This is a genomic window from Erwinia sp. PPS120 (assembly GCF_047918655.1).
Classification (GTDB): domain Bacteria; phylum Pseudomonadota; class Gammaproteobacteria; order Enterobacterales; family Enterobacteriaceae; genus Erwinia; species Erwinia tasmaniensis_A.
This window is the reverse complement of record NZ_JBLREF010000003.1, coordinates 1-14470: the sequence shown is the minus strand read 5'-3', so window position 1 is coordinate 14470 and position 14470 is coordinate 1. Positions and strand designations below refer to the sequence as shown.

Genomic DNA, 14470 nt, shown 5'->3' with positions numbered 1-14470 from the left:
GAAAAAAAATGAGCACCGTTATTATCACGCTGCCGGACGACTTTATTCTGGGGGCCGCCGCCTCTGCCTGGCAGACCGAAGGCTGGAGCGGCAAAAAAGCCGGGCAGGATTCATACCTGGACGCCTGGTATAAAAATGACCGCCACGTCTGGCACAACGGCTACGGGCCAGCGGTCGCGACGGATTTTATCAACCGCTATAAAGAAGATGTCGCACTGATGAAGGCAGCCGGACTGACGCACTATCGTACCTCGATCAACTGGTCCCGCTTTATCACCGATTATGAGAATGCCGTCGTCGATGAAGAGTATGCGGCCTACTACGACAGCCTGATTAATGAAATGCAGGCGCAGGGGATTGAGGTCATGCTTTGCCTTGAGCATTACGAACTGCCCGCCGTGCTGATGGAAAAATATGGCGGCTGGGGAGCAAAACAGGTGGTGGAGCTTTACCTGCGCTATGCCGGTAAGGTCTTTGAGCGCTATGCCGAAAAGGTAACGCGCTGGTTTACTTTTAATGAGCCAATAGTGGTGCAAACCCGCGTCTACCTTGACGCTATCCGCTGGCCCTACGAGCAAAACACCGCAAAATGGATGCAGTGGAATCACCATAAAAATCTGGCGACCGCCAAAGTGGTGAAGCTCTTCCGGGAAAAGGGCTATCGTGGCACGATAGGCACCATCCTCAATCCGGAGGTGACCTACCCGCGCTCCCGCGCGCCACATGACGTGCTGGCGGCTGAGCGCTACGATCTGTTTTATAACCGGGTATTCCTCGATCCGGCTATCCTGGGGGCGTATCCCGCCGAATTGATCGCGCTGCTGGCGAAACATCAGGTCCGCTGGGATTACACCCCGGATGAGCTACAGCTGATCGCAGAAAACCGCGTCGATGAGGTGGGGATCAATCTCTACTATCCGCACCGGGTTAAGGCTCCCTCACGCGCCTGGCACCCTGAAACGCCGTTTCACCCGGCCTTTTACTACGAGCACTTCGAGCTGCCGGGCCGCCGCATGAATAAATCCCGCGGCTGGGAGATTCAGCCGCGCATCATTTATGACATGGCGATGAGGTTAAAAAATGAGTACGGCAATATTCCCTGGTTCGTAGCCGAAAGCGGAATGGGCATAGAAAATGAAGCGCAGTTCAAAAATGCGGACGGCGAAATTCAGGATGATTACCGAATTGAATTTATCACCGAACATCTTTACCAAACGCTAAAAGCGCGGGCAGAGGGGACAAACTGCCAGGGCTATATGCTGTGGGCGTTTACCGACAATGTTTCACCGATGAATGCCTTTAAAAATCGCTACGGTCTGATTGAGATTGATCTTGAGGATAATCGCGCTCGCCGGATGAAAAAATCGGCCCACTGGTACCGACGCCTGCGCAATTCACGCCAGCTGATGGTCAACCTTGATGATGAAATGAAATAGGGGAGTTCAATGAAACGTATCCTACTGGCCTGCGCGGCAGGAATGTCCACCTCAATGGTGGTGACCCGGATGGAAAAAGAGGCGACGACGCGGGGGCTGGAATACCGCATCTATGCCATTCCTGAACAGAATTTGCGTGACGAACTGGAAAACTGCGCCAGCGAGGTGGCGGTGGTACTGCTTGGCCCCCAGGTGCGCTTTAAGCTGGAAGAGAACCGCAGGCTCACCGACAGCTATCAAATCCCGATTGCGGTGATTGATTCCGTCGCCTATGGCACGCTTAACGGCGCAAAAGTACTCGATCAGGCGCTGGCTTTGGTAAACTGATCCGATTAACTCGTCGATGGCGGGTCTTCTGTCCTCCGGTGGAGCACAGAAGACCCGCGCTGCGTAACTGGACGGCGGGATGACCATGATCGTTAATGCGTTAAGGGTGAATGAGTGGAAAAGGGCGTGCCGGGGCAAGAAAAGAAACAGTATCAGGAAATTGGGCAGCATCTGCGTCAGCAAATAAGTGATGGTCAGTATGCGGTCGGTTCCCGGCTGCCGCCTGAACGTCATATCGCAGAAACCTGGGGCGTCAGCCGCACCATCGTGCGCGAAGCGCTGCTGATGCTGGAGCTGGAAGGCACGGTGGATATTCGGCAAAGTTCGGGCGTATATGTGATGCGTATTCCTTCGCAAAGCAGCGATGAAGAGGAGGCATTCTTCCGCAGTGACGTCGGGCCGTTTGAAATGCTCCAGGCGCGCCAGCTGCTTGAAAGCAATATTGCCGCCTTTGCCGCTAAGATGGCGACCAAGGCGGACATCGAAAATCTTAAGCGTATTCTGGAGCAGGAGCAGAAGGCGATTGCGGTGAATGATACCAGCCAGGATAACGACAAAGTGTTCCACCTGCTGCTGGCGGGGGCGACGCAGAATCAGATGCTGCTGGATACCGTCACCAGTATCTGGCGCCATCATGAAAACAGCCCGCTGTGGTCCCAGCTGCGCAGCCATATTGAGACGCGCAGCTATCGGCTGAAGTGGCTGGGTGACCACCAGACCATTCTGGCCGCGCTGCGGCGGCGCGACGTAATGGGAGCCTGGCAGGCAATGTGGCAGCACCTGGAAAACGTTAAACATTCCCTGCTCGAACTCTCAGACGCAGATGCGCCAGACTTTGACGGCTATCTTTTTGAATCCGTCCCGATTTTTCAGGGAAAGCTGGTGTAGCTCACGGGCGGCGGTAATGTCGCCTGCTTCAGGTGGGCGAGCCCACCGAATGGCGACGGACCAGCGTCGGGCTGAACATATTGGTGACCTCCGGTAGCGGCTGCTTGTTAGCCAGCGCTAACGCCAGCGCCGCCGCCTGCTGCGCCATGGTAACAATCGGATAGCGTACCGTGGTCAGGCGGGGCCGGACATAGCGGGAAACCAGCACGTCATCAAAGCCAATCAGCGACATCTCTTCCGGCACCCGCACGCTATTATCACTCAGCACTGCCAGCGCGCCCGCCGCCATCGAATCGTTATAGCAGGCCACGGCGGTAAAGGGTTTACCGCGTCCTAACAGTTCGGTCATCGCCTGCTCGCCGCCGATTTCATCGGGCTCCCCCAGCGCGACCAGCCGATCGTTGCAGGGAAGATTATGCTCTTTCAGCGCATCGTAATAGCCCTGCAGGCGGTCATCCGAATCCGAAATAGGATGCGTAGAACAGAGATAGGCGATGTTCTGGTGGCCCTGCTGGATCAGATGTCGGGTCGCCAGCCAGGAACCATAGCGGTCGTCGAGGGCAATACAGCGCTGTTCAAAGCCGGGCAGGGCGCGGTTAATCAGCACCATACCGGGAATTTGCTGCATCAGCGGGATCAGTTCATCGTCCGCAATCTTCTTGGCATGAACGACCAGTGCCCCGCAGCGGTGGCGGATTAGCTGTTCAATCGCCTGCCGCTCTTTCTGCTCATTATGGTAACCGTTACCAATCAGCAAAAAGTTGCCGGTATCGTAGGCGACTTCCTCTACCGCTTTTACCATCGCGCCGAAAAACGGGTCCGAGACATCCCCCACAACCAGCCCCATGGTTTCCGTTGACTGCTGGGCCAGCGCACGCGCGTTGGCGTTAGGATGGTACTGGAGCTGAGCCATGGCGCTGTTTACCGCCTGGCGGGAGTGCTCACTGGCTTTAGGAGAGTGGTTGATCACGCGGGAAACCGTAGCGACGGAAACGCCCGCAAGTCTGGCAACATCCTTTATGGTAGCCATAGGTTCTGAGCCTTCCTGGGTAAGCGGTTACATTATCCTAAGTGTTGCGGAAATCCCCTGTGACTTCAAGCACACAGAATGCCAGCGCCGTCGCAAAGCAGAGTAAATTCTGCTGGTGGAGAGATCCGCTGGTTGGAAAGTGAGATGCCATCGGGCAGAATTTGCCCGTGTGATAAATTGTCCATCTCAAAAGCGCAATAGCATGAAAAAATGCTACCCTGACTTTCCATAAAAAACGCCTGCCGGACCCGATATGACCCAAAAAAAAGTGCCGCACCTTGCCCACTGGGGCGCCTTTAACGCCATCGTGGAAGAGGGGAAACTGCTGCGCTGCGAACCCTTTTTTGCTGACCAGGACCCGTCACCCATGCTTAACAGCATCCCGGAGCTGGTCTACTCCGATAAGCGCATTCGCCGGCCAATGGTGCGCCGTTCGTGGCTCCACTCGCGTGAAAATAGTGACAGGACGCTGCGCGGGCGTGAAGACTTTGTTGAAGTGGACTGGGATACCGCCCTTGACCTGGTAGCGGAAGAGAACCGTCGGGTACGCGATCGCCACGGTGCAGAGGGCATTTTTACCGGATCCTACGGCTGGTCCTCAGCAGGGCGGGTCAACCATGCCCGCACGCTGATCCGCCGCTTCTACTTTACCGGCGGCGGCGGTATCGACCAGCTGGGCAACTACAGCTGGGGCGCGGCGCAGTTCTTTCTGCCCTATGTGATCGGCACCTATATGCCGCTTACCGGGCGCGTCACCGACTGGCCCAGCGTCATTGAGCACTGTGAGATATTTATCGCTTTTGGTGGTCTGGCGCTGAAAAACGGTCAGGTTGCGTCCGGTGGAGCGGGGCAGCACAGTTTGAAACCGGCGCTGATGGCGCTGGCGGCGAAAGGCACGACGGTTATCAATATCAGCCCGATGCGCGATGACTGCCCGGCGTTCGTCAACGCCGAATGGATCCCTATCCGTCCCAATACCGATGTGGCGCTGATGCTGGCCATGGCCTTTGAAATCGAACGGCTTAACGCCGTGGATACGGCATTCCTGCACTCCCACTGCGTGGGTTATCCACAGCTGCGCCGTTACCTGCGGGGCGAGAGCGACGGCACGCCGAAAACGCCGCAGTGGGCCAGTGAGATAACCGGGATCCCCGCTCAGCGAATTCAGCAGCTGGCTAAACAGCTCACAGGCAAACGCAGCTTTATCACCTGTTCCTATTCGGTTCAGCGTGCACACCGCGGCGAACAGCCCTACTGGATGATGATTGCGCTCTCTTCCATGCTCGGCCAGCCTGGCCTGCCGGGTGCGGGTTTCTCCTTTGGTCATGGCTCAATGAATAGCGTCGGTAACCCGCGTATAGAAGGACCAGCACCGCTGATGTCTACCGGGATTAACCCGGTCGCCGACCGGTCAATCCCCGTTGCGCGTATCAGCGATATGCTGCTGCATCCCGGCGAACCCTATAGGTTCCAGGGGGAAACGCACACCTATCCGGATATTCATCTGGTTCACTGGGCAGGCGGTAACCCTTTTCATCATCATCAGCAGCTTAACCGGCTGGTGGCTGGCTGGCAGCGGCCCGATACGGTCATCGTACAGGACATAGTCTGGACGCCGGCGGCCCGGATGGCCGATATTGTGCTGCCGGTCACCACCTCGCTTGAGCGTAATGATATCGGCGGTTCTTCCCGCGATCGCTTTGTGCTGGCGATGCATCAGGCCATTAAACCGCAGCATCAGGCCCGAAACGATTTTGATATTTTTGCCGATCTCGCCGGGCGGCTGGGCTATCGCGAGACCTTTACCGAAAACCGCAATGAAGCGCAGTGGATTGAACATCTTTACCAGCAGTGTGCCGTCGCCCACCAGCGAAAAGGCGTTCACTGGCCAGAGTTTCAGACCTTTTGGGAAAAGGGCTACGTCGAAGTGCCTGAGGGGGAGAAGCCCTTTGTCTTTATGGAAGCGTTTCGTGATGACCCGCAGGCCAGCCCGATCAAAACCGCCAGCGGAAAAATTGAGTTATTTAGCGAGACGATTGCCGGTTATCAGCTGGACGACTTTGCTCCGCATCCTGAATGGCGGCCGCCGGAAGAATGGCTGGGGGCAGAAATCGGTCGGCGTTTCCCTCTGCATATGATCTCTGTTCAGCCCGCCGATCGACTTCATAGCCAGATGGATGCCACGCCGTCGGTGCAGGCAAACAAAACGGCCGGGCATGAAACGCTGTGGATGCACCCTGAGGATGCTGCCGCGCGCGGCATCGCCGATGGCGACGTCATTGAGGTTAGCAACGATCGCGGCAGAATGCTGGCAGGAGTAAGGCTGACTGAGGGCGTCTGCCGCAGCGTGGTGCTGATCGCGACCGGTGCCTGGTTCGATCCGGGGTTTGGCAAAGCATGGGAGCCTTACGACCGTGCGGGAAATCCAAATGTTCTGACGCTGGACATCGGAACCTCATCGCTCACTCAGGGGCCTAATGCGATGAGCTGCCTGGTGGAGATCCGTCTGGCGAAAGATTGCAAAACAGCCTAAGAAACTCATGGCTGGTTACATTTTGCGGGTAACTGTTGCGAATGCTGGCTGGCGGCGGGCGCGGCCACCTTGGTACAGTTTATATCCCAGAGGTATTGATGGGTGAACATCAAAGTTCTTATGCTTTTCTTTCACCGACCTGCGCAGATGCGCAGGTTTTTTTTCGCGCCAATCACGATCTGAAACACAGTTTCCCTGTTATCTCCCCGGCATTTTTTGTATAACTCCCAGCCAGTTGCCCAGCAGAAATCAGCAGATAATTCATGTCCCGCATAAAAAAAACACTGGCTAAAGATCTGGCTAAAACGCCGTTTCATCCCCTTCGCTTTCGTATAATTTGTCTCGGCGTCCTTGGCTGCCTGGTGCTGCTGCTGGCGTGGGTCGGTGATTTGCAGCTTATTAATCATCCAATGCTGGAAAAGCAGGCGGATGAACGCTCGCTGCGTACCGTTGCTATCCCCACCAACCGGGGGACGCTGCTGGATCGTAACGGCGAAGCGCTGGCGCTTAGCGTCCCTTCGCGCGATATTATTGCCGACCCGCAGCGCGTGCTGGAAGCGCATCCCGATTTCACCAGCGCCAAATGGGAATATCTCTCTAACGCGCTCGGCCAGCGGCCAGAACAGATAGCCCAGCAGATTAATGCCAATCCCAACCGGCGCTTTCTTTATCTGGGGCATAAAATTGAGCTGGGTATTGCCCGGGACATCGCGAAACTGCACCTGACCGGCATCTCTACCGTCTATAACGACAGCCGTTTTTATCCTATGAGCGATGCCACGGCACCGCTGCTTGGCATTGTTGGCGCGGACAACAGCGGGCTGACAGGGCTGGAAAAAGGCTTTAATAAAGTGCTCCAGGGGACGGCGGGCAGCGAAAAATATCGTCAGGACGCCCACGGCAATATCGTGGCGATGATTAACTATGAGCCACCCCGCCAGCCGCCAACGGTTCAGCTCAGTATCGATAAATTCGATCAGTACACGCTCTATACCCGCCTTCGCGACGGCGTGCTGCTGAATAAGGCGGATTCCGGGGCGGCGGTGCTGATCAAAGTCGATACCGGAGAAATTCTCGGGATGGCCTCCTATCCGTCATTCAACCCCAATAATTTTGTCGACGTGTCACCTAACCAGATGCGCAATACCGCCATCAATGACAGTTATGAACCCGGCTCGACCGTTAAGCCGCTGGTGGTGATGGAAGGGCTGATACGCAAGCTGGTCAGGCCCGATTCGGTCCTGGATACCACACCTTATCGCGTTAACGGTCACCTGATACGTGACGTGGGGCACTGGCCGCGCCTTACCATGACCGGCATCCTGCAGAAATCGAGCGATATCGGCGTATCCCATATTGCCCTGGCAATGCCTGCTGAAGTACTGGTTAACACCTTCAGCTCTTTTGGGCTGGGGAAGCCTACCGATCTGGGGCTGACGGGGGAGAGCGTGGGCTATTTTCCGCGGCACCGCGAACGCTGGGCGGATATTGAACGGGCAACTTTTTCATTTGGCTACGGCCTGCGCGTCACGCCGTTACAGATCGCCCGTGAGTACGCCACGCTTGGGTCATTTGGCATCTACCGACCTCTTTCCATCACTAAGGTAACGCCGCCGGTAATGGGTACGCGCGTGGCCGACGAGGATACGGTGCGTTCGGTAGTGCATATGATGGAGAGTGATGCGCTGCCGGGCGGAAGCGGGGTACGTGCCGCCGTGCCGGGCTATCGTCTGGCAATCAAAACCGGTACGGCAGAGAAAATGGGGGCCAGCGGCAAATATGACGGCGGCTACATTAACTACACGGCGGGCGTGGCTCCGGCCAGCAACCCCCAGGTGGCGCTGGTGATTATGATCAACCACCCGACAGCGGGCGATCACTTTGGTGGGTCGGTTGCTGCCCCGGTATTCGGCAATATTATCGGGCCGGTGCTCAAGCATATGAATGTGGCGCCGGATGCGCTTTACTCTACACATAGTGGTTAAGGGGCGGCGCCCGGCCTGAGCATTTTTTCCAGAACGGGTTTAGGGATCGTCAGGTGGGTCTCATACACTTTTTTATCGATTACCGAGCCCCGGCAAAAAATAATATGCCGGGCAGGACGTTTAACGTAATGGCGTAAAAAAATCGAAGGTCCACTCTCTGGGGGATCGTTTTTGGCGGCTGTGGAACGGTTCCCGCCCACACTGTGACAGGCTGTCAGAATCAGCATCAAAACAAGTCCCATCTTGCGGATTATTTCCATCCATATCCTAAACTGACCGCCACGGCGGCACGCCCCATCGATATCGCTACTTCACACAGACTATTGAGTTCTGAACGAAGTCTTAACTCTGCATTTGTATCCCGAACAGGATTAAACACCACGCCTGCATCCTGTGCCGCATCGGGCATCACCCGCAGCACCATTTTGACCAGTCGTTACGCGTCGGACGATCAATAACCGCAGCCGCACCGCTACATATTTTAGCGTACCGTACCGGTCGGCGGGCATACGCGCTTTGTACCCGTTGTCGTTCTGTCTACGTGAGGCCCGAGACCAATATCATCCAGTTCTTTCCGCCACATAAAACCCCTTTCTCTTAAGGTTTATTACGGGGGGGGGGGATTTCTTATTCAGCCGGGCGGATGAACAGTTTACATCGCGGATATACCACCTGAATATCTTCGCGCAATGTGTTAAGGCTGAATGCGCCTACCTGACCAATCTTAAGCTGGAAGCAGGAAATGCCTTAAGTTACGCTCACTGGATAGTACCTGTATAAGATACAGGTTCAGTGATGGGTATTTCCGTTTTCCTGGCGGCGCCTGTAAGGGATAAACAGCTGCTAAGTGATGGTCCATGCCTCGGTATAATCATCATTCCGGAATAATTCTTCCAGTCCTGAGAGCTGTTTTAGCCGCAGAATTTCATCCTCTTGCATACCCAGTTCGCGGGAAATCTTTTCATCATCCCACCCTTTGTTGCTCAGGCTGACCACGATTTCGGTCATTCCCTGTACCGAGCTTAACCCGCGAGCACGATTGTGCCGGATAGTGGCTGCCATTCTTTCCTGCAAATGAATGTCACTAATTTTAGCAACGGGGATATAGCCGTGTAGCGATTTCTGGAGCTCAGGCGTTTCCATCCCTAACCTGAAGCGATGTTCTCCATCGATAACGATATATTTATTATTTTCCTCATGCACGATCACCGGCTGAGTATAGCCATTACGTAGCAGGCTAACGCGCAGGAGGCTGAATTCATGAGGAGAAATCTTATTGGGGTTGTAGTTATTTAATTCAATATCGCTCATCTTAACCCATTTTATAGAGTCGACCGGGTGGTGCTGAAAAGGACTGTGTTTTGATAGCGTTCCGCGGATCGCATTCAAGCTATCAATACGGTCCTCAAATGAGATATTGGCAAAATATTTATTTATCAGAAAGGTGATTTTTTCAATATTCATAACAACCTCCATTTTTCTCTTTTTGCTTTAATCCGTTTGCTGTATGTGGCGTAGGTCGAAATTTTAGTTGGGCTGAATGACAAAGTGCGGCACCAGTAGTCATTTTTTAAGATACAGCTACATATTCTTTTCCATGAGGGGATGTCCTTCAGTCCAAGATCGTACTCCTGTTCTTCAGGAATACTATCGGGAAAGCCTTTTTTTTGGTAACAGCTAAGATAAACGAATATTTTGTTGCGATAGTGCTCAGCGGTAGTAGGAGGAAGCGTTTTTATTAGCAGTAATGCATACGCCTTCCAGCTCAAATTTTTAGGCTTTGCAAAATCTTTTTGTGCATAAAATGGTGATTTTTTTCTACCATATAATGCACCCGTGCTGGCACCCATAACCCGTTTGCTGGCCTTACTCCAGATGCCGGGATCCACAACCGCGAGCAACCATAGATTCTGTCGCTGAGCTCCAGCATAAGGCACTGAAATGCGCATATTTTTAGGTGAAACCCCTGCCTTATACATTTGCTCATAAACAGGATTAAAAGGTTTTTTTTCTCTGAAGTAATAAAGCCAGATATCCTTTATTTTCCAGTCGTATAGGGGGTAGGCATAATAGCAAAAACCGAATTTTGAAGCTGTTGTCCACGGTTTATCATCCATGAATCGCATTTTTCTGCCCGAGGTAATAGTCCTGTAGCAATTAAGCGAGTCTTCGGTCCGGATACCCATCAGTATCACTGCTGAGGCATTATTTGCAAACCATTTTCCGAACTTAGCAACGAACTCTTCGCAGTCCATTCCATAATAATAAAAGGGGAAGAAACTCTCATCAGTAATGGCATCCAGGGGAGGGTGCCTGACCCATTCGACAGTTCTATCCCAGGGTAGCCACAGCGGCTGATGTTGAGAAGTGCTATTCAGGGCTGTCATTGGCAGCGCTACCCAATAAAACTTTTCTATAACGTCGGAATAGCATGTTTTCATGCGGGAAACATGCGTGATAGTGTCGGAGTACTGGACTTCCCAATCAATGAAAAGAACAGTGAACTTTCGCTTCAGGCTCCGGGCAATATCGGCTGTAATGTGTAATAATACTGATGAGTTCTTACCTCCTGAAAAAAAAAGGCAAACGGATGGGAAAGTATCAAATAACCAGTTTGTTCTTTCCACTGTGGCGTTAAAAACGCTCTTCCCTAATGGTATCGTTTTCATCATATTCCCTGATGAACTGATTAATTATGAGTTATTAATTTTGTAATGAGGCTGCGGAAAATGAATGATCATAACAACCAGTTTGTTATATCAAACTAAGATGGTAACGTACAGCCTAAAATGGCTGCCCATACAAAGAGAGGCGTAATTATTTATCCTGCCTCGTCGATAGCGCAATGATACTATTTTTGATGTTATCGTAATAATAATACGTTAGCTAAGCATGTTACGCTTAGCTAATATGGCACTGGGCCTTTTTACGAGAGGATCTGGCGATGTTATTGAGTGGTTACAAGGGTAGGGTTAAACAAGAAATCTATTGTAATTTTAGCGGCCTCATCACTCTCTTTGAAAAGCCATGCAGGCTCGCCCGGCGTTTGGGGGATTTTAGCAATCCTCGGAGTGAAGGTTAAAGGAAGTACGAGGCTACCTTTCCCCGCACTGAGAGGAATAGCAAAAGGAATTTCTTTGCCCGGCGTAACGGCAGTTCCATTTAGGGATACCCCTAAGTTTGCCGTATCTAACTGAGAGGAAAACGCCTGCGTGCCATCTTTGGCACTGCTTCCAGTTAATTTCAGTGTACCCTGTAATTTTTTAGCTGCATTAACAATATTGTTCGTTGTGCTGGAGCAGACAGCGTCGATAAGAACCGTTCCATTCTTAAGCTGTGTTGAATGATTCATGGCTTTAAGCGTGTCAATTTTACCGAGCGTGAAGCTGGTGTTTTTGAACTCTTTTTTACAGGTTAGCGTGCCGGCTTTTTCCCATCCTCTTATATTAAGGTTGTAATTGGAATTTGGAGTACTATTCAATCCCATCTCGCCATCAAGTTGGAACAGCGTCACACCCTTAGAGACCTGAGAGGTGTTAATATCCCCCACTTTTACAAGATAGGCCTGGAAAGTCATTGTTCTATTAGTAGTGGTAGCATTGATATACCAATTGGTAATTTTCTTTCCACTTTCAGGTGTACTGGTCAGGTCAAATGTCCCCATATCTGTACCGTCAAAAATTAAACCCATTTTTACACCCTTCGGTAAGGTCTCAGTTGATCTTTTAGGGTAAGGATAAATATAAACATATTCCGATATTCGACTGGAGCAGCTTATATTTCTGGTAAAGACAGGAGAATTCCAGATTCTTTCACCAATCTTTGTTCCAGAAAGGAAGATTAAATTATCGAGCTCAACGGGCTCAGTAATTAGCGAGTTAGCACTGAGTTTACAGCTCAAAGCCTGTGCATGATGAATGCCGGAGATGGCTAAAAAGAATACTGTTATCGTGACTGGATTTACTATTTTAGTTCGCAAAATTCTACTCCTCTTTGTCGATCCCCCTCCTGGGGAATCGACATTAAAAAATATAACGTTGTTATGCGTTCAAAAAATCATTTGTTGATGTTCATAACAAAATCAGCGCGGTAAAAACCAATGTTCACGGGATTGATCTCTTCAATTGCGACGCCATCCAGCCAGACTGAAATGACATCGCGGCCGGGTTTATCTGACGCAATCTGAACGGTGTAGACACCCTCCTTTTCAGAGACGGCGCTAAACGTAATGCTGTGCATATTTTTCGACTTAAATACGATTTTTTTCCCGGTAACCGCGTTGTTGTGGTTATCAAAGGCTTTTAAAACCAGGCTGATGGTGTCATGACCATTTCCGGCTGCCACAGGAACTTCGCTATGGAAGGAGGACTTTTTACTTATCTCGCCGGCAATAAAGGTCACCGTCGTGCTGCGGGACGATTTACCGAGTGTCGCTTTGACAGAGTAACTAGCCGCGGTGGTGGTGGTGGCCGTGAAGGCAACGGTACCGTCCTTGTCGGTGGTGACTGTGGCCGCGCTGAGGGTGATGCTTTTACCTTCGGCGCTGAGGGTCACCTCCTGATTGGCCAGTCGGTTACCGTTTTTATCTTCTACGGTGACCAGCAGTACACCCATCGCCTTGCCGTCGGCCAGCGCGTTATCGCTGGTGACCGCCAGGGCGCTGACCTGGGCAGTGCTGGCATCAGCGATAAAGGTTACCGCGGCTTCGGCGAAAGATTCACCAATCGCGGCTCTGACCTTCAACGTGGCAGCAAGCGTGCTGGTAGCGGTAAAGGTGGCGGTGCCGTCCTTACCGGTAATAACGGTGTCAGTGCTGAGTGTGATGCCTTTATCTTTGGAACTAAGTATTACCTTTTGATTTGGTACAAGGTTACCGTTTTTATCCTGAACTTTGACGCTAAGGGCAGCCATTGCTTTGCCATTGGCCAGCACGTTATCGGTGGTAACCGTCAGGCTGCTGACCTGAGCGGTCGTGGCATCGGCAATGAAGGTTACCCTGGCGTTGCGGAACGATTTACCGAGAGTGGCTCTGACCTCATACGCGGCGGCGGTGGAGCTGGTGGCGGTAAAGGTGGCGGTGCCATCCTTAGCGGTAGTGACGGTGTCGGTATTGAGCACCACGCCAGCAGCGCGAAGCGTCGCGCCTATACCGGCGGTGAGGGCCACAGTCTGTTCCGCCAGTGGATTGCTGTATTTGTCCTGCACCGTGACGCTGAGCTGCGCTTTGGCCGTGCCGTTGGCCAGCGCATTATCGGTAATTACCGTCAGGGCGCTAACCCGGGCGGTGCTGACATCGGCGATAAAGGTCACCGTGACATTTTTGGACGATTCACCGAGGGTGGCACCGACGTTGTAAATCGTCGCGATGGTGCTGGTGGCGGTAAAGGTAGTGGTACCGTCCTTCGCGGTGGTGACGGTGTCCGCACTGAGCGTCAAACCCTGATCGTGAGTGAGGGTCACCTTCTGACCGACCAGCGGGTTACCGTGCTCGTCCTGCACGGTGACACGCAGGTCAGCTGTCGCCTCGCCATTAGCGAGCACATTATCGGAGGTAACCTTCAGAGCGCTAACCCGCGCGGTACTGGCATCGGCGATAAAGGTCACCATCGTGCTGCGGGAGGAGTTACCGAGGGTCGCGCTCACCGCCTGCGCCGCTGCAAGCCTGCTGGTGGCGGTAAACGTGGCGATACCATCCTTCGCGGTGGTGACGCTGGCAGCACTGAGCATGACACTTTCATCCCTGGTGCTGAGAGTCACCTTCTGACCGGCCAGCGGGTTGCCGTGCTGATCCTGCACGATGAGGCGCAGTGCGGCTTTGGCTTTACCGTTGGCCAGCACGTTATCAGTGGTAACGGTCAGATCGCTGACCTGAGCGGTGCTGACGTCGGCGATAAAGGTCACCGTCGCGGTTCTGGACGAGTTAGCGAGGGTCGCGCTGACCTCCTGGGCCGCAGCAAGCGTGCTGGTGGCGGTAAAGGTGGCAGTGCCGTCCTTCATGGTGGTGACGCTGGCAGCACTGAGCGTGATGCCGCTATCTTTGGCAGTAAGGGCGACCTTCTGATCGGCCAGCGGATTGCCATGCTGGTCCTGAACGGTGACGCGCAGGAGTGCTCTGTCCGTACCGTTGGCCAGCACGTTATCGGTGCTGACCGTCAGGTCGCTGACCTGCGCGGTGCTGACATCGGCGATAAAGGTCACGGTCGCGGTTCTGGACGACTTACCGAGAGTCGCGCTTACCGCCTGGGCCGCTGCAAGGGTGCTGGTGACGGTA

Annotated in this window: 11 protein-coding genes; 5 read left to right on the top strand and 6 right to left on the bottom strand. The window is 53.2% G+C overall.

Annotated elements, in window-relative coordinates:
* Window positions 1–8: 8 nt before the first annotated feature.
* The 3 genes from ACLRGG_RS01420 to ACLRGG_RS01410 all read left to right on the top strand — a co-directional run bounded on the left by ACLRGG_RS01420 (window position 9) and on the right by ACLRGG_RS01410 (window position 2651).
* The gene (locus ACLRGG_RS01420; protein ID WP_416248078.1) at window positions 9–1436 is read left to right on the top strand and encodes a glycoside hydrolase family 1 protein; all 1428 of its coding nucleotides are present in this window, start codon (window positions 9–11) and stop codon (window positions 1434–1436) included.
* Between the two features lie 9 nt (window positions 1437–1445).
* Window positions 1446–1763 (top strand): PTS sugar transporter subunit IIB, encoded by a 318-nt coding sequence (locus ACLRGG_RS01415; protein ID WP_416248077.1) that lies wholly within the window; start codon window positions 1446–1448, stop codon window positions 1761–1763.
* A gap of 114 nt (window positions 1764–1877) precedes the next feature.
* Entirely contained in the window at window positions 1878–2651 is a 774-nt protein-coding gene (locus ACLRGG_RS01410) for an FCD domain-containing protein (protein WP_416248076.1), read from the top strand.
* Between the two features lie 28 nt (window positions 2652–2679).
* On the opposite strand, the gene galR is transcribed toward ACLRGG_RS01410, so the two are convergent.
* A complete protein-coding gene (gene galR, locus ACLRGG_RS01405; protein ID WP_416248075.1) occupies window positions 2680–3681 on the bottom strand; it encodes an HTH-type transcriptional regulator GalR in 1002 nt (333 codons plus the stop codon).
* A 253-nt stretch (window positions 3682–3934) separates the two neighbouring features.
* On the opposite strand from galR, the gene ACLRGG_RS01400 reads away from it, so the two are divergent.
* The gene (locus tag ACLRGG_RS01400; protein WP_416248074.1) at window positions 3935–6214 is read left to right on the top strand and encodes a molybdopterin guanine dinucleotide-containing S/N-oxide reductase; all 2280 of its coding nucleotides are present in this window, start codon (window positions 3935–3937) and stop codon (window positions 6212–6214) included.
* A gap of 263 nt (window positions 6215–6477) precedes the next feature.
* Complete coding sequence (locus ACLRGG_RS01395) at window positions 6478–8199, top strand: penicillin-binding transpeptidase domain-containing protein (RefSeq protein WP_067708952.1); 1722 nt, start codon at window positions 6478–6480, stop codon at window positions 8197–8199.
* On the opposite strand, the gene ACLRGG_RS01390 is transcribed toward ACLRGG_RS01395, so the two are convergent.
* From ACLRGG_RS01390 to ACLRGG_RS01370, 5 genes are all read right to left on the bottom strand, one after another.
* A complete protein-coding gene (locus ACLRGG_RS01390; protein ID WP_416248073.1) occupies window positions 8196–8459 on the bottom strand; it encodes a DUF2931 family protein in 264 nt (87 codons plus the stop codon). The two genes, ACLRGG_RS01395 and ACLRGG_RS01390, sit on opposite strands and share 4 nt — an antisense overlap.
* A 583-nt stretch (window positions 8460–9042) precedes the next feature.
* Entirely contained in the window at window positions 9043–9663 is a 621-nt protein-coding gene (locus ACLRGG_RS01385) for a ParB N-terminal domain-containing protein (RefSeq protein ID WP_416248072.1), read from the bottom strand.
* The gene (locus ACLRGG_RS01380; RefSeq protein WP_416248071.1) at window positions 9660–10871 is read right to left on the bottom strand and encodes a DUF3440 domain-containing protein; all 1212 of its coding nucleotides are present in this window, start codon (window positions 10869–10871) and stop codon (window positions 9660–9662) included. Before ACLRGG_RS01380 ends, ACLRGG_RS01385 begins: the two co-directional genes overlap by 4 nt.
* 275 nt (window positions 10872–11146) lie before the next feature.
* Window positions 11147–12178, bottom strand: a complete 1032-nt coding sequence (locus tag ACLRGG_RS01375; protein ID WP_416248070.1) for a hypothetical protein — start codon at window positions 12176–12178, stop codon at window positions 11147–11149.
* Window positions 12179–12255: 77 nt separating this feature from the next.
* Window positions 12256–14470: Ig-like domain-containing protein (locus ACLRGG_RS01370; RefSeq protein WP_416248069.1), on the bottom strand; the 2215-nt coding region annotated here is incomplete at its 5' end.

What these genes read in the sequence shown, in the direction of transcription:
- ACLRGG_RS01390 (WP_416248073.1), bottom strand. Translation starts at nt 8,459, where the DNA reads ATGGAAATAATCCGCAAGATGGGACTTGTTTTGATGCTGATTCTGACA.
- ACLRGG_RS01420 (WP_416248078.1), top strand. Translation starts at nt 9, where the DNA reads ATGAGCACCGTTATTATCACGCTGCCGGACGACTTTATTCTGGGGGCC.
- ACLRGG_RS01380 (WP_416248071.1), bottom strand. Translation starts at nt 10,871, where the DNA reads ATGATGAAAACGATACCATTAGGGAAGAGCGTTTTTAACGCCACAGTG.
- ACLRGG_RS01385 (WP_416248072.1), bottom strand. Translation starts at nt 9,663, where the DNA reads ATGAATATTGAAAAAATCACCTTTCTGATAAATAAATATTTTGCCAAT.
- ACLRGG_RS01395 (WP_067708952.1), top strand. Translation starts at nt 6,478, where the DNA reads ATGTCCCGCATAAAAAAAACACTGGCTAAAGATCTGGCTAAAACGCCG.
- ACLRGG_RS01415 (WP_416248077.1), top strand. Translation starts at nt 1,446, where the DNA reads ATGAAACGTATCCTACTGGCCTGCGCGGCAGGAATGTCCACCTCAATG.
- galR (WP_416248075.1), bottom strand. Translation starts at nt 3,681, where the DNA reads ATGGCTACCATAAAGGATGTTGCCAGACTTGCGGGCGTTTCCGTCGCT.
- ACLRGG_RS01400 (WP_416248074.1), top strand. Translation starts at nt 3,935, where the DNA reads ATGACCCAAAAAAAAGTGCCGCACCTTGCCCACTGGGGCGCCTTTAAC.